Source organism: Paraburkholderia sp. IMGN_8, assembly GCF_038050405.1.
Classification (GTDB): domain Bacteria; phylum Pseudomonadota; class Gammaproteobacteria; order Burkholderiales; family Burkholderiaceae; genus Paraburkholderia.
Genome location: NZ_CP150901.1, coordinates 1,169,262 through 1,193,391, shown reverse-complemented (window position 1 = coordinate 1,193,391; position 24,130 = coordinate 1,169,262). Strand labels below are relative to the sequence as shown.

At 61.9% G+C, this 24,130-nt stretch carries 17 protein-coding genes and 2 pseudogenes; 4 read left to right on the top strand and 15 right to left on the bottom strand.

Annotated elements, in window-relative coordinates; genetic code table 11:
- Nucleotides 1–6: 6 nt before the first annotated feature.
- The 12 genes from WN982_RS26675 to oxc form a co-directional block, all read right to left on the bottom strand.
- Nucleotides 7–1,563, bottom strand: a complete 1,557-nt coding sequence (locus WN982_RS26675; protein WP_341318600.1) for an NADH-ubiquinone oxidoreductase-F iron-sulfur binding region domain-containing protein — start codon at nt 1,561–1,563, stop codon at nt 7–9.
- A complete protein-coding gene (locus tag WN982_RS26670) occupies nt 1,560–2,030 on the bottom strand; it encodes an NAD(P)H-dependent oxidoreductase subunit E (RefSeq protein ID WP_341318599.1) in 471 nt (156 codons plus the stop codon). The genes WN982_RS26675 and WN982_RS26670 overlap by 4 nt, the downstream gene beginning before the upstream one ends.
- Before the next feature lie 84 nt (nt 2,031–2,114).
- A complete protein-coding gene (oxlT, locus tag WN982_RS26665) occupies nt 2,115–3,440 on the bottom strand; it encodes an oxalate/formate MFS antiporter (RefSeq protein WP_341318598.1) in 1,326 nt (441 codons plus the stop codon).
- A gap of 255 nt (nt 3,441–3,695) precedes the next feature.
- On the bottom strand, nt 3,696–5,108 hold the full coding sequence (gene pyk, locus WN982_RS26660; RefSeq protein ID WP_341318597.1) for a pyruvate kinase: 1,413 nt from the start codon (nt 5,106–5,108) through the stop codon (nt 3,696–3,698).
- Between the two features lie 50 nt (nt 5,109–5,158).
- A complete protein-coding gene (gene pntB / locus WN982_RS26655; protein ID WP_341318596.1) occupies nt 5,159–6,550 on the bottom strand; it encodes a Re/Si-specific NAD(P)(+) transhydrogenase subunit beta in 1,392 nt (463 codons plus the stop codon).
- Nucleotides 6,551–6,559: 9 nt separating this feature from the next.
- Nucleotides 6,560–8,143 (bottom strand): Re/Si-specific NAD(P)(+) transhydrogenase subunit alpha, encoded by a 1,584-nt coding sequence (locus WN982_RS26650; RefSeq protein WP_341318595.1) that lies wholly within the window; start codon nt 8,141–8,143, stop codon nt 6,560–6,562.
- A 1-nt stretch (nt 8,144) separates the two neighbouring features.
- Nucleotides 8,145–8,924 (bottom strand): fumarylacetoacetate hydrolase family protein, encoded by a 780-nt coding sequence (locus tag WN982_RS26645; protein WP_341318594.1) that lies wholly within the window; start codon nt 8,922–8,924, stop codon nt 8,145–8,147.
- 118 nt (nt 8,925–9,042) lie between these two features.
- Nucleotides 9,043–10,290: a formyl-CoA transferase gene (gene frc, locus WN982_RS26640; protein WP_341318593.1), complete on the bottom strand. Its 1,248-nt coding sequence runs from the start codon at nt 10,288–10,290 to the stop codon at nt 9,043–9,045.
- Between the two features lie 45 nt (nt 10,291–10,335).
- On the bottom strand, nt 10,336–10,572 hold the full coding sequence (locus WN982_RS26635) for a hypothetical protein (RefSeq protein ID WP_341318592.1): 237 nt from the start codon (nt 10,570–10,572) through the stop codon (nt 10,336–10,338).
- A gap of 63 nt (nt 10,573–10,635) precedes the next feature.
- Nucleotides 10,636–11,067, bottom strand: coding sequence for a PAS domain-containing protein (locus tag WN982_RS26630; RefSeq protein ID WP_341318591.1), 432 nt, complete (start codon nt 11,065–11,067; stop codon nt 10,636–10,638).
- 121 nt (nt 11,068–11,188) lie between these two features.
- Nucleotides 11,189–12,439, bottom strand: a complete 1,251-nt coding sequence (frc, locus tag WN982_RS26625; RefSeq protein WP_341317832.1) for a formyl-CoA transferase — start codon at nt 12,437–12,439, stop codon at nt 11,189–11,191.
- A 26-nt stretch (nt 12,440–12,465) separates the two neighbouring features.
- Complete coding sequence (oxc, locus tag WN982_RS26620; RefSeq protein WP_341318590.1) at nt 12,466–14,178, bottom strand: oxalyl-CoA decarboxylase; 1,713 nt, start codon at nt 14,176–14,178, stop codon at nt 12,466–12,468.
- A 507-nt stretch (nt 14,179–14,685) separates the two neighbouring features.
- Between oxc and WN982_RS26615 the strand changes: the two are divergent.
- Nucleotides 14,686–14,815 (top strand): annotated as a pseudogene (locus WN982_RS26615) (succinate--CoA ligase subunit alpha); the annotation flags it as partial.
- 187 nt (nt 14,816–15,002) lie between these two features.
- Here the strand turns inward: WN982_RS26615 and WN982_RS26610 are convergent.
- The 3 genes from WN982_RS26610 to oxlT (WN982_RS26600) form a co-directional block, all read right to left on the bottom strand.
- The gene (locus WN982_RS26610) at nt 15,003–15,722 is read right to left on the bottom strand and encodes a GntR family transcriptional regulator (RefSeq protein WP_341318589.1); all 720 of its coding nucleotides are present in this window, start codon (nt 15,720–15,722) and stop codon (nt 15,003–15,005) included.
- A gap of 503 nt (nt 15,723–16,225) precedes the next feature.
- Nucleotides 16,226–17,935: a porin gene (locus WN982_RS26605; protein ID WP_341318588.1), complete on the bottom strand. Its 1,710-nt coding sequence runs from the start codon at nt 17,933–17,935 to the stop codon at nt 16,226–16,228.
- 293 nt (nt 17,936–18,228) lie between these two features.
- Complete coding sequence (gene oxlT / locus WN982_RS26600; protein ID WP_341318587.1) at nt 18,229–19,527, bottom strand: oxalate/formate MFS antiporter; 1,299 nt, start codon at nt 19,525–19,527, stop codon at nt 18,229–18,231.
- Between the two features lie 298 nt (nt 19,528–19,825).
- On the opposite strand from oxlT (WN982_RS26600), the pseudogene WN982_RS26595 reads away from it, so the two are divergent.
- The 3 genes and pseudogenes from WN982_RS26595 to WN982_RS26580 all read left to right on the top strand — a co-directional run bounded on the left by WN982_RS26595 (nt 19,826) and on the right by WN982_RS26580 (nt 23,173).
- Nucleotides 19,826–20,775, top strand: a pseudogene (locus WN982_RS26595) (LysR family transcriptional regulator).
- Nucleotides 20,776–20,919: 144 nt separating this feature from the next.
- Nucleotides 20,920–21,309, top strand: a complete 390-nt coding sequence (locus WN982_RS26590; protein ID WP_341318586.1) for a hypothetical protein — start codon at nt 20,920–20,922, stop codon at nt 21,307–21,309.
- A gap of 463 nt (nt 21,310–21,772) precedes the next feature.
- Nucleotides 21,773–23,173, top strand: coding sequence for an ATP-binding protein (locus WN982_RS26580; RefSeq protein WP_341318585.1), 1,401 nt, complete (start codon nt 21,773–21,775; stop codon nt 23,171–23,173).
- Nucleotides 23,174–24,130 lie beyond the last annotated feature (957 nt).

The window sequence follows — 24,130 nt, the reverse complement described above, 5'->3', positions numbered from 1 at the left end:
CCTGGGTCAGGCCGCGGCCGCTTTGGGCGCGTGATCGAGGCCGAAATCTTCGGGGAAATGGTCGAGCGCGGACAGCACCGGGAACGGCGTCATGCCGCCCATCGCGCACAGCGAGCCGGACACCATCGTGTCGCACAGGTCACGCAGCAGCTGCACTTGCCGCGTCGAGGTGTCGCCGTTGCGAATCCGTCCGATGACTTCGACGCCGCGCGTCGAGCCGATCCGGCACGGCGTGCATTTGCCGCACGATTCCAGCGCGCAGAAGTGCATCGCATACTGCGCGAGTTCGGCGAGATTCGAGGTGTCGTCATGCACGACGATGCCGCCGTGGCCGACCACCGCGCCGACGGCCGCATACGCCTCGTAGTCCATCGGAATGTCCCACTGGCTTTCCGGCAGATAGGTGCCAAGCGGACCGCCGACTTGCGCGGCGCGCGCCGGCCGCCCGCTTGCCGTGCCGCCGCCGTAGTCGTAGAGCAGTTCGCGCAGCGTCACGCCGAACGCGAGCTCGACGAGGCCGCCTTGCTTCACATTGCCCGCGAGCTGGAACGGCAGCGTGCCGCGCGAGCGGCCCATGCCGAAGTCCTTGTAGAACGCGGCGCCGCGCGCGAAGATGATCGGCACCGTTGCGAGCGTGATGACGTTGTTGATCACGGTCGGCTGGCCGAACAAGCCGACCAGCGCCGGCACCGGCGGCTTCGCGCGGACGATGCCGCGCTTGCCTTCGAGCGATTCGAGCAGCGCGGTTTCCTCGCCGCATACGTAGGCGCCCGCGCCTTTCGCGACGAACAGCTCGAAGCGGTGCGCCGAGCCGAGCACGCTGTCGCCGAGCCAGCCCGCGGCGCGCGCCTTGGCGATCGCGGCTTCGAGCGTCGCGATCGAGTGCGGATACTCGCTGCGCACGTAGATATAGCCGACCGTCGCGCCGGTCACGACGCCCGCGATGATCATTCCTTCGATCAGCACGTACGGATCGCTCTCCATCACGAGGCGGTCGGAGAAGGTGCCGGAATCGCCTTCGTCCGCATTGCAGACGATGTATTTCTGCGCCGCTTGCGCGCCGCGCACCGTGCGCCATTTGATGCCGGCCGGGAACGCCGCGCCGCCGCGGCCGCGCAGGCCCGATTCGATCAAGGCTTCGCAGGCGGCGTCGCCGTCGGTGTTCAGGGCTCGCTGCAAGCCTTCGAGGCCGCCGTGCGCGACGTAGTCGTCGATGGACAGCGGATCGGTGATGCCGATGCGCGCGAAGGTCAGACGCTGCTGTTTCTTCAGATACGGAATCTCATCGACAACGCCCGCGCGGCGCGCATGCTCGCCGCCTTCGATGAAACCGGCGTCGAACAGCGAGGCGATGTCGGTCTCTTCCACATTCGCATAGCCGATGCGGCCTTCGGCCGTTGCGACTTCGACAAGCGGTTCGAGCCACAACAGGCCGCGCGAACCGTTGCGGACCAATTCGATTTCAATACCGCGGCGCGCGGCTTCGGTTTCGATCGCCTGCGCCAGTGCGTCCGCGCCGAGCGCGAGCGCCGACGAATCACGGGGAACGTAAACGCACGTCATGCCGTTACCTCCACGCATTTGCTGGCGGCGGCGAAGAGCGCGTCGAACTTTTGCGGCGTGACTTTCGCGTGCAGCGTGCCGTTGAGCATCATTGCCGGCGAGAGCGCGCATTGGCCGAGGCAATACACCGATTCCAGTTCCACCGTCGCGTCATGCCGATGCTCCGCATCGAAACGGCAGCTGGTGTGCGCCTCGATATGTTGCGCGAGCGCTTCGGTGCCCATGCTGCGGCACGCCTCCGCGCGGCACAACTGCACCGTGACGGGCGCGGCGGGCTGCGTGCGGAAGTGGTGGTAGTAGGTGATGACGCCGTGCACTTCCGCGCGCGACAGGTTCATCGCCCGCGCGAGCGGCGCAACCGTGTCTGGCGGCACGTAGCCGAGTTCATCCTGAATCGCGTGCAGTACCGCGAGCAGGGAACCACCACGGCGGATATGCCGCTCAATCAACTCATTCGAACCGGCCAAGATAGTCTCCTGCAGAGCGGCCTTGGGATGCCTTCACGTTCTGATCCCGCATTGCATGCCGAGTGAGCGCTACTACAACAGCGCTCACTCATGCGAACCGAGAGGCGACGGTCGAAAGTGGCTTTCCGATGCCGTGCTAAGCGCAGCGGAGTTCAGAATCCAGCGGCGTCGCATCGGATACAGGATGAACTTCGCCGACACACCGGCCATCAACGAAATACACGCAACGAAGATGAACACCGCGTTCCATCCACCGTGCGCGGACAACAGCGAAGCCACAGGCACCAGCATGGCGGCAGTCCCTTTGGCGGTATAAAGCGTACCGGCATTGCCCGCCGCGTATTTGGCGCCGAACGTGTCGGCACACGTCGCAGGGAAATTCGAGAAAATGTCGCCGTAGCACAGGAACACGAGTCCGGAAAACAGCACGAACAGGTACGGGTTGTGACCGAAGTGCATCAGCCCCAGCAGCGCCAGCGCTTCGCCGATAAAGGTCATGAACATGGTGTTCTCACGGCCGATCCGGTCGGAGACCCAACCGCATAGCGGGCGCGTGAAACCGTTGCACATATTGTTGATCGACAGCGTCATCGTCAGCAGCGGCAACGTCACGCTCAGCACGCTGACCGGCATCGCCGCAAAGCCATACTCCTTCGCGATCGGACCGATCTCCGCAGTGGCAATGATGCCGCCTGCCGCGACGCACACGAACATCGCGTACATCACCCAGAAAAGCGGTGCGCGAATCATCTGCTTCGTCGTGTAATCGGTCTTCGTTGCGACGATGCGCTTGGCCCCAACCGCATGCGCCGGCGGCTTCGGGCGCACCAGCAAGGTTGCCAGCAGCAGGATGCAGACGCCCTGGAACACGCCGAAGAACACAAACGCATGCTCGTACCCGGCGCTCTGGATCATGTTGGAGATCGGGATCACCGTCAGCGCGGCGCCGGCGCCGAAGCCCGCCGCGGTCAGACCGGCGGCCAAACCGCGCCGGTCGGGAAACCACTTGAGCGCCGTGCCCACACAGGTGCCGTAAACGCATCCTGCTCCGATACCGGCAATCACAGCGGCGACGTAGAGCACCGGCAGATTCGGCGCATAGGCGTCGAGAATCCAGCCCAAACCCGCGCAGATCGACCCGCCAATGACGACAGGACGAGGACCGAACTTGTCGACGAGCCAACCCTCGACAGGCACCAGCCAGGTTTCGGTGACGATGAAAATCGAAAACGCCAGCTGGATGGCGGCTTGCCCCCAGTGATGTTTGGCATCCATCGGGACGACAAAGAGGGTCCATGCGTATTGAAGGTTCGCTATGAGACCCATGCAGGCGATCCCGGCTGCCAGCTGGACCCAGCGGTTATGCCGCCGCGCCGTATAGCCGCTGAAGGCTGTGTCAGTCTGTAACACGTTCTCTATCTCCGTCTATTGACTTGTTTGCTTGCCTGATCAAAACACCTGCATGTCAAGGCTGAACTGTCATGGCGCTTGAACCATGATGGACGGCTTCAACAATTAACAAAAGTTAAAGTTTCCTCTGCGTCATATTAGCTATCGTTAATACATCCTCGAAACTTTGCAGTCACTGCGAGCGCGCCCGCGCACGATCGAAAGCGCTCCGGCCACTTATCTCCGTCTACCCGTCCAGCTTGCGTGCGGCGTCGCCTAGACTCTGGCGATTCGCAGCAAATTGGTGGTACCAGATTCGCCGAACGGCATGCCCGCCGCGATCGCCACCGGGTCCCCTGAATTTGCAAAGCCCTGTCTCGCGGCGATGCTGCACGCGGCACTCACCATCTCGTCGACCGATTCGACGTCAGGGCTGACCGTGGAATGCACGCCCCACACCAGCGCAAGACGCCGCGCCGTCGACAGCTTCGGCGTGATGCTGAGAATCGGCACGACCGGACGTTGACGGGCGGCCCGCAGGCTGGTGTGTCCGGACGTCGTGTACGTGACCGTCGCAACTGCAGCGATGGTCTGCGCGACATCGCGCAGTGCCGCGCAGATGGCGTCTCCCGGTGTGCCCAGCGGAAGTTCATGCTGGGCATCGAGCAGGCTCCGGTAGAGCGGGTCATGTTCGACCTCCTTGATGATTCGCTCCATCATCGCCACGGCCTGCACGGGAAAGCCGCCGCTGGCCGACTCCGCAGACAGCATGACGGCGTCCGCGCCATCGTAGATCGCCGTCGCGACGTCCGATGCTTCGGCGCGCGTAGGCACTGGCGCTGAAATCATCGATTCGAGCATTTGTGTCGCAATGATCACCGGCTTGCCGTGGCTGCGGCAGGAGCGAAGAATGCGCTTCTGGGCACCCGGCACACGTTCGGGCGGAAGCTCGACGCCCAGGTCGCCGCGTGCGACCATCACCGCGTCGGCCGCAATCACGATCTCATCGAGCCGATCGAGCGCCGCCGGCTTTTCCAGCTTGACCATGAGCCCGGCGCGCTCGCCAATGAGTTCGCGCGCGTCGATCAAATCCTCGGGACGCTGTACGAACGACAGCGCAATCCAGTCGGCGCCGAGCGACAATGCAAATTCCAGGTCGATCAGGTCTTTCTGGGTCAGCACGGGAATCGGCAGTATCGCGTCGGGAACATTCACCCCTTTTCGATCCGATAGCGTTCCTCCGTGCAATACGCGGGTACGGATCCGCTCGCCGTCGTTGTCGAGCACTTCCAGGCGCAGTTTGCCGTCATCGAGCAGCAGCGACTGGCCGGCGGCGACGACGTCGAAGAGTTCCGGATGGGGCAGGCATACGCGATTGACGTCGCCGTCCGCCGGGTTCCGGTCGAGCGCGAATTCGGCGCCCGTCACGAGCATCACCTTGCCCTCGGCGAACGGGCCGACGCGCAGCTTCGGTCCCTGCATGTCTGCCAGAATCGAAATGGGCCGGCCCGAAGCACGCTCGACCTCGCGAACCAGCTCATAGCGCCGCCGATGGTCCTCGTGCGAGCCGTGACTGAAATTCAGCCGGAATACATCAGCGCCGGCGTGAAAAAGTTGGGTAATCGTTTCGAGATCGGAGGTCGCGGGGCCGAGGGTCGCGACGATCTTTGCTTTGCGTAGGCGGATCATAATCGGTCAGTAAGGTGAGGTGACGGGCGAGCGAGCGCGGCAACAGCCGGTCAAGCGTCGAGTTGTCTCAGCAATGCGTCGACGCTGCCCTTCGCGTCGCCGAACAGCATCCGGGTGTTGTCCTTGTAGAAGAGCGGGTTGTCCACGCCTGCATAGCCGGTCGCCATGCTGCGTTTCGACACGACCACCGTGCGCGCCTTCCACACTTCGAGCACCGGCATCCCCGCGATCGGACTGCCCGGATCTTCGAGCGCACCCGGATTCACGATGTCGTTCGCGCCGATCACCAGGACGACATCCGTGTTGCTGAAATCTTCGTTGATTTCATCCATTTCGAGCACGATGTCGTACGGCACCTTCGCTTCGGCAAGCAGCACGTTCATGTGGCCCGGCAAGCGTCCGGCGACCGGATGGATGCCGAAACGCACCCGTACACCGAGACCGTCGAGCTTGCGCGTGATTTCGCTGATGGTCGTCTGTGCCTGCGCGACGGCCATCCCGTAGCCCGGCACGATGATGACCTCGGACGCGTCGCGCAAAATCGCGCTGACTTCGTCAACGCTGGTCGCCACCACCTCCCCCGCGATATCCGCCGAACTCGTGCCGCTCGCCGCGCCGAAGCCGCCGAGAATCACCGAGATGAAACTGCGGTTCATCGCGCGGCACATGATGTAGCTAAGGATCGCGCCGCTCGAGCCGACCAGCGCGCCGGTCGTGATCAACAAGTCGTTGCTCAGCATGAAGCCCGTGGCCGCGGCGGCCCATCCTGAGTAACTGTTCAGCATCGACACGACAACCGGCATGTCCGCGCCGCCGATGGCCATCACCAGATGCACGCCGAGCGCCGCGGCGAGCACGATCATCACGAGCAATGCGACGATGCCGTCTGCGCCCGACGGCGCCGTGAGGAACCGGTAGCCAATCGCGACGCACAGCACCAGCGCGAGCAGGTTCAGCCCATGCCGGCCCGGTAGCACGAGTGGTTTGCCGCTGATCGTGCCCTGCAGCTTCAGGAACGCGACGATCGAACCGGTGAACGTGATCGTGCCGATAAACACGCCAAGATAAATCTCGGACAGGTGAATCACCCGCTCCGCGCCGCCGAACTCGCCGGCCGGCATCAGATAGTTGGTAAAGCCGATCAGCACCGCGGCCAGCCCGACAAAGCTATGCAATATCGCGACCAGTTGCGGCATCTGGGTCATCTCGACACGCCGCGCCAGCAGTGCGCCGACCGCTGCGCCGATCACGGCCGCCGCCAATACGACTTCGATCCCCGCGCCCTGTGCGATGATCAGCGTCGCAACGACTGCGATCAGCATGCCCGCCACGCCATACAGATTGCCGCGGCGCGCGCTCGTCGGATGACTCAGTCCGCGCAAACTCAGGATAAACAGCGTGCTCGCGCCCAAATACGCAATGTTGCCGATTCCGTTCAGCATGACCACTCCTTAGTTGCGCTGGAACATCTTCAACATGCGTTGGGTCACGAGAAACCCGCCCGCGATGTTGATCGTGGCAACCAGCAAAGCGACGCCGCCCAGCACCGTTACCAGCACATTCGGCGTGCCGAGTTGCAGCAGCGCGCCAATCACGATGATTCCGCTGATCGCGTTGGTCACGCTCATCAGCGGCGTGTGCAGCGCCGGCGTCACATTCCAGACCACCTGGTAGCCGACGAATACCGCCAGCACGAACACCGTCAGATGCGCGACGAACGCGGGCGGTGCCACCGCGCCGAGCGCCAGCAGCGCCAACGCCGCGACCGCTAGCAAGACGAGCGATGTATACCGCGAGCGAGCCGCAGCGGCCGCTTGTTCCGCGGGATCGACGGGGCTCGCCGCGGGCTTGTCGGGCGGCGGGCGATGCGCGGCGATCGCGGCCTGTTTCGGCGGGGGCGGCGGCCAGCTGACAGCGCCTTGATACACGACGGTCGCGCCGCGCATCACGTCGTCATCCATTTCGATGCGGGCCACGCCATCCTTCTGCGGCGTCAGATCGGTCAAAAGATGGCGAATGTTGGTGCCGTAGAGCTGACTCGATTGCGTCGCCATCCGGCTCGGCAAATCGGTGTAACCGATGATCGTCACGCCCTTGACCGATACCACCTCGCCCGGCTGCGTCAGTTCGCAATTGCCGCCCTGCTCCGCGGCCATGTCGACGATCACGCTGCCTGGCCGCATGCCTTCGACCATCGCCGCAGTAATGAGCTTGGGAGCCGGCTTGCCCGGAATCAGCGCGGTGGTGATGATGATGTCGACGTCCTTCGCCTGCGCGGCGAACAGCGCCATCTCCGCTTCGATGAACTTCGCGCTCATCTGCTTCGCGTAACCGCCGGAGCCGCTGCCTTCCTCTTCGACATCGAGCTTGAGAAACTCGGCGCCCATGCTTTCGACCTGCTGCTCGACTTCAGGACGTGTGTCGAACGCACGCACGATCGCGCCCAAGCCGCGCGCCGCACCGATTGCAGCGAGCCCGGCGACACCCGCGCCGATCACCATCACTTTTGCGGGCGGCATCTTGCCCGCAGCGGTGATCTGTCCGGTGAAGACGCGCCCGAAATGCTGCGCGGCTTCGATCACCGCGCGGTAACCGGCCATGTTCGCCATCGAGCTAAGCGCATCGAGCTTCTGCGCGCGCGAAATGCGCGGCACACAGTCCATCGCCAGCACGCTCGTGCCGCCGTCGGCGAGCTGCGCGAGCAGCGCCGGGTTCTGCGCGGGCCAGATGAAGCTGATCAGCGTCGCGCCTTTTTTCAGCAAGGTCGCTTCATCCAGCCCGAGCTCCGGATTCAGTTCGGGCGCGCGCACCTTGATCACGATATCGGCATCGGTCCACAACGCACGGGTGTCGCTGACCACCTGCGCGCCGGCCGCGCGATACGCGTCATCGTCGAATGATGCCCTAAGGCCCGCGCCCGCTTCGACGTTCACCGCGAAGCCGAGCTTCAGCAACTGGCCGACGGTTTCGGGCGTCGCCGCGACGCGGCGTTCGCCCGCGCGGACTTCGCGCGGCACTGCAATCGTCATCGCCATGTCAGGCCCCTGATGACAGCGTGTTCGACAGCACGCCGATCCCTTCGATCGACACCTCGACCGTCGAGCCGTCCTTGATCGAGCCGATGCCAATCGATGTGCCGATAGCAATGACGTCGCCGGGCAACAGCGTCATATCGTGCGAGATCAGGCTGACCTGTTCGGCGGGCGAGAAGATCATGTCCGACAGCGGATAGTTCTGCCGCTCGACGTCGTCGAGCCGCGTCACGACGTGTGCTTTACGCCAGTCGAAATCCCGCTGGATCGCAGGACCGATGCAGCTAAACGTATCGAAGCCCTTCGAGCGGCACCATTGCGCAAAGTTGGGGTCTTCGTTCAGGAGTTCGGCCGCGGTCACGTCGTTGATGCACGTGTAACCGAAAATGTAATCGTTCGCCTCGTCTACCGGGACGTTGCGGCAGCGCTTGCCGATCACGATCGCGAGTTCCCCTTCGTACGCGATCTTGCCGCCGTAGGCTTGTGGCCGCTGGATGGGTTCGCCCGGGCCGATTACGGAGGTGGAGGGCTTGATCAGAAATAGCGGATGGGAAGGCGCGGCCTTGCCGAGCTTCTCCGACAGCGCGCGGAAGTTGTTCCACAACGCGACCACCTTCGTAGGAACACACGGATTGAGCAGCGTCACGTCATCGAAGCTCAGTACGTTGGCGCTTGGGACCGCGTCGCCGAACATGTCGCCTTCGTATTCAGTGACGCGATGGTCTTCCAGCACGCCGAAGCCAGTATGGCCATCGGCGAGCCGAAAACGTATCCACGATTTCATGGGAATGTCTCCTTCGATTTTTTTTGCTGCAATCACGCGACCGATCAGACCGGTCGCGCGGCGATGTCTTGTACGGCGTGCGGCGCGTCAAACGCGTGCCGACGGTTGGCTTACGCGCTCATATCGCGCCGACCGCACGTAAATGCGCGATCTGATCCGGGTGGTAACCGAGTTCGGCCATCACCTCGTCGGTGTGTTCGCCCAGCAGCGGCGAGCGCGTGACCTCGGTCGGACTGTCCGACAGCTTGATCGGATTGCCGACCGTCAGATACTTGCCGCGCACCGGATGATCGACCTCGACGATCGTGCCGGTCTTACGCAGCGACGGCTCCTCGGCGATCTCCTTCATCGACAGGATCGGGCCGCACGGAATGTCATACCTGTTGAGGATTTCCATCGCCTCGAACTTCGTCTTCGTCATCGTCCAGCGCTCGATCTCGGCGAAGATCTCCTTCAGATGCGGCAGGCGCGCGGCGGGCGTCGCGTAGTTCGGATCGGTGGCCCATTCCTCCTTGCCGATCACGTTGCAGATCTTTGCCCACACCGGCGCCTGGGTGATGAAGTAGATGTACGCGTTCGGGTCCGTTTCCCAGCCCTTGCACTTCAGAATCCAGCCCGGCTGACCACCGCCCGACGCGTTACCCGCGCGCGGTACCGCTTCGCCGAAGGTGCCGTTCGGATGTTGCGGATATTCGCGCATCGCGCCGGTGCGCTCGAGGCGCTGCTGGTCGCGCAGTTTCACGCGGCACAGATTGAGCACGCCGTCCTGCATCGCGGCGAGCACGTGTTGACCACGCCCTGTCGTTTTTCGCTGATACAGCGCGGTGACAATGCCAAGCGCAAGATGCAGCCCGGTGCCGCTGTCGCCGATCTGGGCGCCGGTGACAACCGGCGGACCGTCGTCGAAGCCGGTGGTCGAGGCCGCGCCGCCCACGCATTGCGCGACGTTCTCGTAGACCTTGCAGTCTTCATAAGGCCCTGGGCCGAACCCCTTGACCGACGCCACGATCATGCGCGGATTGAGCGCCTGGATGCGCTCCCACGTGAAGCCCATCCGGTCGAGCGCGCCCGGCGCGAAGTTCTCCACCAGCACGTCGCACTTCTGGATCAACGCTTCGAGCACCTGCTTGCCCTCGGGGTTCTTCGTGTCGATCGTGACCGAACGCTTGTTGTGGTTGAGCATCGTGAAGTACAGGCTGTCCGCCTCGGGGATATCCCTCAGTTGCTCGCGCGTGACGTCGCCCGCGCCGGCGCGCTCCACCTTGATCACATCCGCGCCGAACCACGCCAGCAACTGGGTGCACGTCGGCCCCGATTGCACGTGCGTGAAGTCGAGGATTCTCACATCCTCCAATGCTTTGCCCATCTCGCGTTCCCCTAAATTGATCTGTACCCGCCCTGCACGCCCGGGCTACCGGGTTGCCGGACTGAGCAGCGCCAGCGCCACGCGACGCGCGCCGGCGATGGCGGCTTCCTCGCTTTCAAAGACAGCCTCGTCGACGACCCGCTGGTACGGCAGGAGATCGGGTTGTGCCGGATGATTTTCTTCGGCCGTGCGAATCGCCACGTAGGCGGTCCAGCCGCCGTTGTGGATCCACTGCCTCGCGGACAACTCGAGCCGGTATTGTCCCAGTACTTCGACGTGCATCGGATGCTTCCTGATAGATCGTCACGAGAGAAAGTCAACCGGATCGACGCGGCTGGCGCTGCGTTACGCTCCCGCTTGGGCTTCCAGTTCGGCCAGGCGTTTGCGCAGATTGCGCTCCTCCTGGAAACGGCTGGTTTCGTCGCGAATCACGGCGACAATCCCCGTCAGTTCATGTTGCGGGGAATGCAGCAAGGCCACCGTAAATGCAATCGACATGGCGCGACCATCTTTATGCACGGCGGGCACCCGCAATACGTCGTGGCCATAGCGGGTTTGCCCGGTTGCCATGGTCTTGTGATAGCCGTCCCAGTGACGTTCGCGCAAACGTTGCGGAATGATCAGGTCCAGCGACTGCCCCAAGGCCTCGCTTTGCGTGAAACCAAACATGCGCTCGGCAGCAGGGTTCCACAGTGTGATGCTTCCTTTGGCATCTGAAATGATGATCGCATCGCCAATTGCTGCGACCAGTTGCTCGAGGTCGATGACTGTTTGCATGGAGGCTGTCCGGATTTGGAAAAGCGGCTATTCAAGTCGGTATGGCGCCCGCTCGGGGCGCCGTACATGCAGGCTCCGAAAATGAAACTTCAGATACGTCGAGTTCTACCTGCTTGCGCCGTCAAACAGCCTTGACTTCGCGCAGGTTGAAGATTTCCTGCTGGCTGTAGCCAAGGCTCGCCAGCACTTCGTCCGTGTGTTCGCCGAGCAGCGGCGACGCGGTGACTTCCGGCTTCAGATCCGAGAACTTGATCGGGCTGCCGACCGTCAGATACGTGCCGCGTTTCTTGTGCGGCACTTCGACGATCGTGCCGCTCGCGCGCAATGACGGATCGTTGGCCAGTTCCTTCATTGTCAGCACCGGCGCGCATGGAATGTCGAACTTGCGCAGGATGTCGACCGCTTCGAATTTGGTCTTGTCGGCGAGCCATTCCTCGATGGTCGCAAAGATCTCGAAGATATGCGGTTGACGTGCTTCAGCGGTCTTGTAAGCCGGGTCGTCGATCCACTCGGGTTTGCCGAGTGCCTTGCAGATCGGCTCCCACGCGTGGCCCTGGATCGTGAAGTAGATATAGGCGTTCGGATCCGTTTCCCAGCCCTTGCACTTGAGCACCCAGCCCGGCTGACCGCCGCCGCCCGCATTGCCGCCGCGCGGCACCACATCGCTGAATTCGCCGTGCGGATATTGCGGATATTCCTCGAGATAACCCACGCGCTCCAGCCGCTGCTGGTCCCGCAGCTTCACGCGGCACAGGTTCAGCACGCTGTCCTGCATCGACACCGCGACCTTCTGGCCCTTGCCGGTTTTGTCGCGCCCGAGCAGCGCCGTCAGAATGCCGATCGCCAGATGCATGCCGGTGTTGCTGTCGCCGAGCGCCGCGGCGCTGATGGTCGGCGGACCGTCCCAGAAGCCGGTGGTGGACGCCGCGCCGCCGGCGCATTGCGCGACGTTTTCGTAGACCTTCAGGTCGTCGTAGTGATGGCCGTCGCTGAAGCCCTTCACCGAAGCGACGATCATCTTCGGATTGAGTTCGTTCAGGCGCTCCCACGAAAAGCCCATCCGGTCCAACGCGCCCGGACCGAAATTTTCGACCAGCACGTCCGATTCGCGAATCAGCTTTTCGAGTACTTCCTTGCCTTCGGGCTTTTTCGTATCCAACGTCAGCGACTTCTTGTTGCTGTTGAGCATCGTGAAGTACAGCGCGTCGGCGTCGGGGATGTCGCGCAGCTGGTTGCGCGTGACGTCGCCCGAACCCGGTCTTTCAACCTTGATCACGTCGGCGCCGAACCAGGCGAGCAACTGGGTGCACGCGGGGCCGGCCTGAACGTGGGTGAAGTCGATGATCTTGATGCCTTCGAGAGGTTTGGTCACTTTGATATCTCCGTGGTTGCCCTGGATTACTTTTTCATCGCCGCGCTTTGCGGGTTCAGATTGGTCAGGCGGCCGCTTTCGGTGCCCGCCGCTTCATCGATGACGGCGTTGATCAAGGTCGGCTTGCCCGATGCGATCGCTTCGACGAGCGCCTTCGTCAGTTCTTCCGCTGTGGTCGCGTTGTAGCCGACCCCGCCGAAGGCCTCGATCATCCTGTCGTAGCGCGCCCCCTTCACGAACACGGTCGGCGCGACGTCCTTGCCGCCCGTCGGGTTCACGTCGGTGCCGCGATACACGCCGTTGTTGTTGAATACGATCGTGCAAACCGGCAGGTCGTAACGGCAGATGGTTTCGAGTTCCATGCCGCTGAATCCGAACGCGCTGTCGCCTTCGATCGCGACAACCGGTTTGCCGCTCGTCACCGCCGCGCCGATCGCGAAGCCCATGCCGATGCCCATGATTCCCCACGTGCCCGAATCGAAGCGTTTGCGCGGCTCGTACATGTCGATGATGCTGCGCGCGTAGTCGAGCGTGTTCGCGCCTTCGTTGACGACGTTGATGTCCGGGCGCGTCTTCAGCACATCGCGGATCGCGCGCAACGCGCTGTGGAAATTCATCGGCGACGGGTTCTTCTCGAGCGTCGCGGCCATCTTGGCGAGATTCCTGTTCTTGCGCTCGGCGATCGCGCCGGTCCACTCGGCGCCCGGCTTCGCGAAGCCCGCATCGAGGCCTGCGCGCAGCGCCGCCACGCACGAGCCGATATCGCCGATCACCGGCGCGGCAATCGCGACGTTGCTGTCGATTTCGGTCGGCGAAATATCGACCTGGACGAACTTCTTCGGCTCCGCGCCCCACGTTTTGCCCTTGCCGTGCGCCAGCAGCCAGTTCAGCCGCGCGCCGATCAGCACGACGACATCGGCTTCCTGCAGCACGAACGAGCGCGCCGCCGACGCCGATTGCTCGTGCGTATCGGGCAGCAGGCCCTTGGCCATCGACATCGGCAGATACGGAATGCCGCTTTGTTCGACAAACGCGCGGATCTCCGCGTCAGCCTGCGCGTACGCCGCCCCCTTGCCGAGCAGGATCAGCGGACGCCTGGCGCTCTTCAGCACATCGATCGCACGCTTGACCGATTCCGGCGCCGGCAACTGACGCGGCGCGGCGTCGACCACGCGCACCAGCGACTGCTGCGCCTTCACGGCATCCAGCGTTTGCGCGAGCAGCCTGGCCGGCAAGTCCAGATACACGCCACCCGGGCGGCCCGACACCGCGGCACGAATCGCACGCGCCACGCCGATGCCGATGTCTTCCGCATGCAGCACGCGATACGCGGCCTTCGCGTACGGCCTGGCCGCATTCAACTGGTCCATTTCTTCGTAGTCGCCCTGCTGCAGATCGACGATTTCGCGCTCGCTCGAGCCGCTGATCAGGATCATCGGAAAGCAGTTGGTGGTCGCGTTGGCGAGCGCCGTCAGGCCGTTCAGAAAGCCCGGCGCCGACACCGTCAGGCAGATGCCCGGTTTCTGCGTCATGAAACCGGCAATGGCCGCCGCATTGCCCGCGTGCTGTTCGTGACGGAAGCCGATGAAACGCATCCCTTCCGCCTGCGCAAGCCGCGCCAGGTCGGTGATCGGGATACCGACCAGTCCGAAGATGGTGTGGATGTCGTTCAGTTTCAGCGCATCGATGACGATGTGGAATCCGTCGGTCGTCTCGGTAGCTTGTGCGTCGTTTGTCATGTTGAGATGTCTCGCTGTCTTGCCTTCTATTGAACTTGTGCTGCGCGGCGGGCCGTCGTTACGGCAACCTGCAGGTGGAGGACGCGGAGGATGTGCAAGCCTTCATCAACCCGGCCGTCATTGCGGTCGATGAGGTGCTCTGCGGCAGGATGTCCCCGGGCTCTGGCATGGCGTCTCTCCTCAACGGGTCGTGGCGTGCATCGTGATATACAATATTCCACACACAGTATTTGTTCAAGCGCATTTTGATGCCGTGATGTCATTGCTGCGCTGCGATGGACGTGAAACGCCCGAATTCAAAGGCGACCCACGAAAATCGATTTGCGGCGCACAAAGCTTTGATAACGCCGAAATTGGCCTTCGAGCGTCGAATTCTGACGGGCCCGCATCGATGGGTGTACCAATCGAGCGGTCAATGGAATGTAATATTTCGTATTTCAAATCACGCGCTGCCAGACACCCAGAAGCGCGTCGGCGCTCGAACCCGGCGCAGCTGCACGCGCGAACCACGCGGGCGCGATCATCTCGCGGCCGCGCAGGCTCGGCGACCGCAAAGTTCGACGCAATGAAACCGGCGGGTATTCACGTGGCCGCTTCACTGGCCACGTTGGGCGACACGATGGTTCGTGTGCGATGAGGGGCACCCGGTAAGCGCGAGGGACACCCGGTAGGCGCCTGTGAACAAGGTGCAGGGCGAGAAGGAGAAGCGCTGCAACGCGTCGGGCGTTTCAGCGCTTCGCCGCTCCGGTGCTTCGGGTTGGTGTGCTCCGGTCGCCCTCTCTCCGGTTGCCCTCTTGATTCAGCACCCAAAGGACATCGCGTCGTCAGTCGAGGAAGTCGCAGTTGGCTTCGACGAACGCCGCGAGATCGAGCGAGTGCTGGCGCACGAGCCGCTCGACCAGCTCGGTGTCGCGCTTCTCGAGTGCTTCGATGATGCGCATGTGATCGACGATCGAGCGCAACGCGCGGTCACTCTGCGCGATCGTTATCTTCCGGATCGCGCGCACATGCACGAAGAGGTTCTTCATCGTGTCCAGGAGGATCTGCGATTGCGACAGCTGGACAATTGACTGGTGAAACGCGATGTTCGCTTCCGAATACTCCTCGATGTGCTCGGCCGGCGTCGTGTCGCGAAAATTGTCGAACATATGCCTCAGCACCGCGATGTCCTCATCGGACGCGCGCAGCGTCGCAAGCCGGGCCGCCATGCTTTCGAGCGCCGCCCACATGCAAATCATGTCGACGATTTCTTTCTTCGTCTTGCGCTGGATATAGATTCCGCGCCGCGGCACCGTCCGCAGGAAACCTTCCTGCTCGAGCAGCGTCATGGCTTCGCGAACTGGCGTGCGGCTCACGCCGAGCGCTTCAGTCAGTTCCTTTTCGTCGAGCCGGATTTCCTCGCGCGAATGATAGATGTCGGCGTCGGCGATGGCCTGCTTCAGCTTTGCGTACGCCTGATCGCGCAACGAAGCCGAAGCATTGATCGGTACTAGCGCCAGTGTGAGGGGCGCTGGGCGGACACCGGTTTGCGTATCATCAGACATTGATAATTTGCTTCCCCAGATTCGGATAACCCATTGTGACGGTCTTGCCGGGCCCGCCGCCCGAATCTTCTGCCGACAGGCCGGCGCGGCTGTCCTCCTGTGTGGCTGCCGCGGCCTGATATGCCATCCGCGCGTAGCTTAGATATACAGAATATTATATTCCGTATATGGGGAGTTCAAGGCGCTTTTTGTAATCGTCTGCGAAGTGCGCTGGAAGGTGTGGGATGGCAGCGGAAGGCGGTGACGCTGCAGCGATGGAAGGTGACCGGAAAGAAACAGTCGAGGCGACGGGCGCCAGTGACGGACGCGACGCTCACAGACCCGCCCTTTAACAGCGCTGGCGGACGGCGCGGCGTCCGTAGGCGGCTCGGAAACGGACGGCACGACGAGCTGCCGGCGACGATCAGCTTGGAGCGTACCCAGGCGTACGAAATCCGAATCCTGGGTACCCCGAGACGCCCCCGACTGCTTACGTCTCCGCCTCCGCCAGGTTGACAGCGCTTTCAGAACTTGTAATTCAGCCCGACGGAGAAACCCATTTCTCTGCCGCCCGCGTAGCAAAACGGCGCACCCTGGGAGATCGAGCTGCCGTCATGACAATCGACGGTGACGCTTCGCCCGCCTGCGCCCAGCGCATAGTGCGCTGCCGCCTGATTGATGACCAGGGCATAGTCGGCATACACAGTTGCATGTTTGTCGATCGCATGCTTGTACATCGCAGTGACCATATTGGCGCCGTTGGAAGGATTCGGGATACCGATAGCGTTCGGGTCGGCGGGAGCCGTGTTGTGTTGCCCCGGGTCACCCGGCGTGCGATTGGCGTGCGCCCAACCGACGCTCACGCTGTCCTTGGGGGTGATTTCCTGCGTCAGGGCGAGCCAGAAGCCATTACGGCTCCGCTCGTTCTGTGTTTGCAGGTAGGCCGGAATCTTTCTGCGCATCACTTCATAAATGGCGCTCACCGTGGTCAGAGTGGGGAATTTATATTGCGCACCGACCTTGAATGCCCATTCGTTGCCGATATCGTTGGGGTCCGTCCCATCGGGCGAAGCCAGCGCCGCAGGCGTGTTCGTGACATCGCTTGAGCGATTTACGCCGAGGTGTATCTCATAGGCTGTCGTAAAGTACAGGGGGCCGTTGCTATAGGCGAGGTTCGCGCTGTAGGCCGACCCGTAGCTGCCGTCGTTACACGCAATTGGACTTCCCCCACTACCAGGGACATTGCCGCCCGTGCAACTCGACTCACCCGAAGCCTGCACCGAATTTTCGTAACCGCGGTTTTGCCCGGGCGAAACCAGTGCGTTGAGAGACCAGCCATGGAAACTGGGCGACTCATACCAGATCGCATGGTCCAGCCGCGTACCGAATTCGACGCGATTGTCGCCGCCCGTGTTACCCATGATGACGGAGTAATCGCCGAGCATGCCGGAAAACGGATTCATGCGTGCGGTCGACGTTTTGTAGGGCGCATCGGTCTTGCCGATCTTCAACGCGCCCCAGGCGGGCGATGCGACGCCGATGAAGCTGTTGCGCGACGTCAGGGCGCCCTTGACGGTTGAATCCTGAGCGGAGTTCGAATTGGAAGACCCTGAGGTTGCCGAGATGTCCAGTTGGGTTTCCAGTTGATAGACGAAGGCCAGGCTGGCGTCGGAACCGAATGGCCGCTTGCCGCGAACGCCGACATAGGAAAGATTGGATGAGACGTCGGGCTGCCAGCCCATATGCCCTCTAGGCGAGACGACAGTCCCGCCCGGCGTGACATACGAGTCTTTGAGGCCCTTGGTCGCATAGTCCACGGAAAGATCGAGATTGCCGTAGAACTCCATATCCCCCAGCGCAGCCAGCAACGACTTAAGCTTGGGCGGCATGCCGGCGCCCCACCCGGAGGCGTCGGCATCCGATGTTTTTTGCGCGCCTGAGGTTGTACCCGTGTTTGCGCTTGAACCTGAACCTGTACCTGTACCTGCGTTTGTGCTTGCGACAGCGGGGCTGACCGCCTGCTGACTGTTCGCTGTCTGGGCTTGCTTTGTCATCAGCGCATCGAGCTTCTTATTGAGCGCTTCCATTTGCTGTTTCAACAACTGGATCTGTTGTTTGTCGTCATCCGCCGCTTTTGCCTGAGCGAATGCTCCTCCCGAACAGGTCACGCTGCCAGCTGCAAACAGGCATAGCGAAGCCGCCGCATGACGCGGTTTCAGATTCCTTATTCTCATCATCTCCTCCAATATTAATTAATTATGCTAACTAATAATAAAAATAGATATCACACCCAAAACCTCCATTTCGATCCGATGAGAATCACGCGCAGAATCAGCCGATTCGGGTTGCTCGCCACCTTCCCTATGTGCTGCTACGCGGACCGCCTCCGGCCGGCGGGGGCCTTATCCAATCAAGACGGGATATTTCCGTGGTCGCCATGTGCTAACCCAATCCGACCACCCAGATATTTCGATCGGCTATTGGCGCTTCAACGCCGTCATGGCGCACACATGTCCATTTCCGGTAATCAGAGATATCCCTTGGCGAGCGCGCCGGCCTCGACCGTTCGGTCGATCCAGCGCCGTCTCATCGGCGCGAGGATGAATTTCGCGGACACCGCCGCTGTAATCGACACGACCGCCGCACAGATGAACACCGTGTTCCACGAGCCATTCGCCGACAACACCGAAGCAATCGGCACGAGCATCGACGCTGTGCCCTTTGCGGTGTAAAGCGTCCCCGCATTGGCCGCCGCGTATTTGCTGCCGAACGTGTCCGCGCAGGTCGCCGGGAAGATCGAGAAAATCTCGCCCCAGCACAGGAACACGGCCGCTGCAAAGAACATGAATGCGTACGGATTGTGGCCGAACTGCATCAGCCCGAGCAACGCGATGCCTTCGCCGAGAAAGATCATGAACATCGTGTTCTCGCGGCCGATCCTGTCCGACAGAAAGCCGCACAGCGGACGCGTGAAACCGTTGCACAGGTTATCGATCGACAGCGTCATCGTCAGCAACGGCAGCGTGATGCCCATCAGGCTGACCGGCAACTTCGCGAAGCCGTATTCCTTGGCGATCGGGCCGAGTTGCGCGGTCGCAATGATGCCGCCTGCCGCCACGAAGACGAACATCAGGTACAGCACCCAGAAAAGCGGCGAACGGATCATCTGGCCGGGGGTGTAGTCGAGTTTGGTGGCCACCACGCGTTTGGCGGCGACCGCGTTCGCGGGCGGTTTCGGGCGCACCAGCAAGGTTGCGAGAAGCAGAATGCAGACGCCCTGGAAAATGCCGAAGAACATGAACGTGTGCTCGTAGCCGGAACGCTGGATCATGTTGGCAATCGGGATCACCGTAACCGCCGCGCCGGCACCAAAGCCAGCCGCAGTCAGACCCGCCGCCAGGCCGCGTTTATCGGGAAACCACTTGAGCGCGGTTCCGACGCAGGTGCCGTAGACGCAACCCGCACCAACGCCCGCAATCACCGCCGCGATGTACAGTGCGCCCAGACTGCCTGCGTGTGCGTCAATGATCCAGCCGAGTGCGGCACACAGCGAACCGCCAATGACGACAGGACGCGGCCCGAACTTGTCGACGAGCCATCCTTCGACTGGCACGAGCCAGGTTTCCGTGACGATGAAGATGGTGAACGCAGTCTGAATTGCCGCCTGCCCCCAGTGATGCGCCGCGTCCATCGGCACGACGAACAAGGTCCACGCATACTGCAGGTTCGCCACCAGCCCCATGCAAACGATGCCGATTGCCAGCTGGACCCACCGGTTATGCCGTAGTGCTGTGCTGCCCGGCTCGTCCACGTTGGAATGTCCCATGTCTCCATCTCCTTTCTTTCTAGAACTCTTCGCGCCCGAGTGGCACGTTGAATTACGTTGTCGAATCACTTCATCGCTTGCATGCACGCGGGCAATGAAGCGCTAAGGGTCGGTCAGATGGGGATCGCACCAACAACAAAAGACCGGCGGGGGCGCGCAAAACGGTCTTGTAAAAGTGGTTGCGTCTTCACGGGATCTGGGGGCATGCTGCGCGAGAACGGCGATCAGTGAAAGTTAAAACATTTTATGGTTTGCATCAGGCATCCTGTATGCGTCGGTGCCTCAACGAACGTCAGCCATGAAAAGCGCTACCCTGCGCCAACTCAAGATCTTCGAAACGGTCGCCCGGCATCTGAGCTTCTCGCGCGCGGCCGACGAGTTGTACCTGACGCAGCCCGCCGTCTCAACCCAGGTCAAACAGCTGGAGGAGCACGCCGGACTGGCCCTGTTCGAGCAGCTCGGCCGGAAAATTTATCTGACTCCAGCGGGCTCCGAAATGCTTCCTTACGCGCGCTCGATCATCGAGCAGTTCCGCGAAATGGACGAAGTGATGACCCGCCTGCAGGGCATTGCGGGCGGCCAACTGAACGTTGCGGTGATCAGTGCGGGGGCCCATTTTTTCCCGCGAATGGTGGGCGAATTCGTGCGCCGCAACGACGACGTCAAGCTCAACCTGGCGGTGCACAATCGCGAGGAACTGCTGCATCAGCTGGCGAACAACTTGACCGATCTCGCGATCATGGTGCGGCCGCCGCAGGACCTCGATACGCGCAACGAACCGTTTGCGCCTCATCCTTATGTGATCGTCGCGCCGCCCCGACACCCGCTTGTGGGCAACAAGCGTATCCCTCAGTCGACGATCGCAAAAGAGCCGTTCATCGTCCGCGAAAAAGGCTCGGACACGTGGCATTCGATGGAAGACGGGTTTGCGGGAGGAGTCGCCAGGCTCAATGTCGCCATGGAGATCAGGAGCACGGAAACGATCAAACAGGCGGTGATTGCAGGCATGGGCATCAGCTTCCTCTCCGCGCATACCATCGGCCTGGAACTGCAGGTCGGTCACCTCGCCGTACCGGACGTACAAGGCTTTCCGGTGATGCTCCACTGGTACGTGGTGCACCGCAAGAGCAAACGCCTGCCCCTGTCGCGCTTGCGTTCAAGGAATTCTTGATCGGCGAAGGCGCCACGCAGATCGCGCAGATCACCCACGTCGACGCCGATCTGCTGCGCGGTCAGTCCAACGGATAATCGAAAGTCAGGGCACAGCGTGCCGGCGTCGGCTTCACTCCGCGCATAAGCAAACATTTATGGTTTGTCACAATAACTTTAACAGTTGTTTATTTATGGCCGATCCTATGCTTCTGGCAAGCCATCCGCCCGAAGGAGACGATCATGAGCCACTCGCGCCTGAGCGCACATGAAACCGAGCGCGACCAGGACATGCAGGCGCAGCTTTGCGCATACAACACCGCTTTCGCGGAACTGGGTCTGCGGTTTCGCTGGGACGAGCGCACCCTCACGTCGCTCACAACCATCGACGGCGAACGGGAGCGCATCGCCGCGTACATAGAGGCCCACCATGCGCATTTGCTCAAAGCGTACAGCGCGGAATTCCTGAGCCAGGTCATTCTCGAGAAAAAGAACGCGCGCTATCCGGTATGCTTCGCGACGCGCAGGGAAAGCGCAGTGAGCGTCAACAACGCGTCGCACCTGTTGCGTGCCGGGTCACAGTGGGAGCGCTCGTCGTGCGATTCTGATTTACCGGCGCTGGCGGGCGTTTAAGAGCGGCAGTCGGCCACTGAAACTTCTCGGGCCTGCGCTCGCCAACCATCCGGCGGCTTGGGACGAGATAGCGCAGACGCTATCCGCAGGATGACCTGCAGCACCGGCCACGGTCGCCGGCAAGGATCACGACGCCTGCGCCAACGAAAGCCTCTTTGCGCCCGCCCCGCGATTGAAAAACCCGGCGTCGCGCTCAAGCGCCACGCATCGTGCTGGCTACGTCCGGGCCGGAACCCGTACGAGAACCCGAAGAAGTCTTCCTCATAGATCGCGTTCAGCACTTCGACCACCGCGCACTGGACGATCTTGTCTTCCAGTGCTGCAATCCCCAGCCTCACCAGCGCTTTCTTTTAGTGATATGACGGCAGAGCAATCGGCCCATTGCGAAACCATGGGTTCATGGCCACAATTCAGTCACGTCATAAGGCACAGTGTATTTCGTTCACTAAGAGTTGGTGAACCTATGGTTGCGCTGCAAAATTTACGCGAGATGCCGCTCTTTGCGGACCTATCCGAAGAGCGCATGCAGTGGCTGCAAGCGAACGTTGAGGACGTGCGCGTCAAAGCAGGGGAAGTGCTTCGCAGCGAAGGCGAGACGTTTCGCGGCTTTTTTGTCATCCTGGACGGCGAAATTGTGGCGAGCAAACTAATCGACGGGCAGCAGATGCCGGTTCGTCGATACGTTGCGCCAAGCTTCTGTGGTGCGGTGCCATTGCTCGCGGGGACACCATCGTTGACGACGCTCAAGGCCGAGTCCGACAGCCACCTGGTCCGGCTCTCCGAGCAGGTGCTCCGCGAGTTGCTCGCGTGCTGTGACTCCTTCAGCAGAACCATCTTCCGCGCCACGGCTGAGCGCCTCACCAACCTTGAGGCATTGCTGCGCACCCGAGAGAAGATGGCTGCATTGGGTATGCTGGCGGCTGCCCTTGCGCACGAGCTGAACAACCCGGCCGCGGCACTGGCGCGCGCGGCTGACCGCGCGAACGAGGTTCGCGATGTTCTGAATGAATCGCTCTATGCCCTCAGCCTCAGCTCGATTCCCCACGAGGCAATCAGAGCCATTCACGCCTTGAGCGCGCGTGCTGGTACCAAGGCGACACAGTCACCCCCGGACGACCTGGCGAGAAGCGCTCAGGAAAGCACGTTGAGCGATTGGCTGGCTGCCCAGGGGGTCGCGAAGCCTTGGCTCGTGGCCCCCAGCTTGATTGCGAGCGGAATCGTGTGTGATGACATCGCTCCGCTCGGCGAAAGTCTGGTTCCGGAACAATTCAACGTAAGTATGCGGTGGCTCGGTGCGACGATCGAGCTGCGCGCGCTGCTGGAGGAAGCCACGCGCAGCGCAGCGCACATCTCCGACATGGTCAAGGCGCTCAAGTCGTACGCATATATGGACCAGGCGCCGCAACAGGAGGCAGACATCCACGATGGTATCGAGGATACGCTCACCATCATGCGCCACCGGCTCACTCAGGCCATCGCCGTGAAGCGCGAATACGATCGAAGCCTACCCCGTCTTCAGGTGTATGGTAGCGAGCTCAATCAAGTGTGGACCAATATTATCGACAACGCCGTCGACGCCATGGAAGGCTGCGGCGATCTTGTCATCTCCACGCGCCGTGAGGGAGACTACGCGGTGGTCGAGATCACTGACAGCGGTCCTGGTATTCCGCCGGAGATCCAGTCGCGGGTGTTTGAGCCCTTTTTTACCACCAAGCCGGTTGGCCAGGGGACTGGCCTGGGCCTCGATATTGCCTACCGCATCGTTGTCAATCGGCACGGCGGAACGATTCTCGTCAACTCGCAGCCGCGCGCGACGACGTTTCAGGTACGTTTACCACTTTCAGCGAAAGCAATTCCTAAGTAGCGCCGAGTCGGATTCACCTTTCTCGTCAAAGAGCTACAGACGTTTTGGCGAAAAATTTACGATTGTGCCCACCGGCGGATTACGCGAAGCGACGGTCGAAACCGCTCGTTGGGCGGTAATGCTGAAGCTATCTGGAGGCTATCGCAACAGCATGCTCGTCAAGCACATTTGCAAAAGACGCCGTGCTTCCGCAGCCCATCGTGATCTTGTTGAACCGGCCGCTGTCCACCGAGATGAATGGACACCGCCCGGTCACCCACCTCGCTCGCACAACTTGCCTTGAATCGCTCGTAAGACTCCGCGACACGGGGAAGGCTTTCTCGGTAGTAGTACACATCCTTCTCGTACGACGCCATTTCCCGCGTGCACTGTTCATGCGATATCCACGCCAATTCTGCTGCCAACAGGTGGAAAGCTGGGATCTCGGGTGAGAATTCCGTTTCGCGTCTCATGGAAAGGTCAATAGCACACGCTCGGAGTTCTTTCCCGAACACAGCGCCGAGGTTCTTCAGCGGCGCTCGTTCATCCTTGGGTAGGGCTTAATAGCAAAAGAACAACCACTAGCGCTCGATTTCCTACCGTCACTTTTTTTACGGAAAACAAGGGGACCCTGCTGCGCGCTGCGATGAACGAAGGCGACGGTGCTCGCGGAGCAGCGCGCAGGGATGCGCCGCTCCAGCTGCCGCTCGATCTCGACGGGGACGAACGATGCAGCCCTCACATCGGTGACGCGCTGCGTCCGCTGGACGGCCCCGGGCCGACGCGCTGCGCGCAAAAGCCCGCAGGAAGTGCCGGCCGCAAGGCGGGCCGTGAAGCAGGCGGTAAAGCAGTCCGCGAAGACCGATCTGGCAACCCCGGACTAAAGTGCTAGGCTTGTAGAGACATATGTGCACTGCGGCGGGCCGCATGAGATCGGCCGTTTACCGGCCGACCCCGCGTTCGATCATGTCCAGTCCG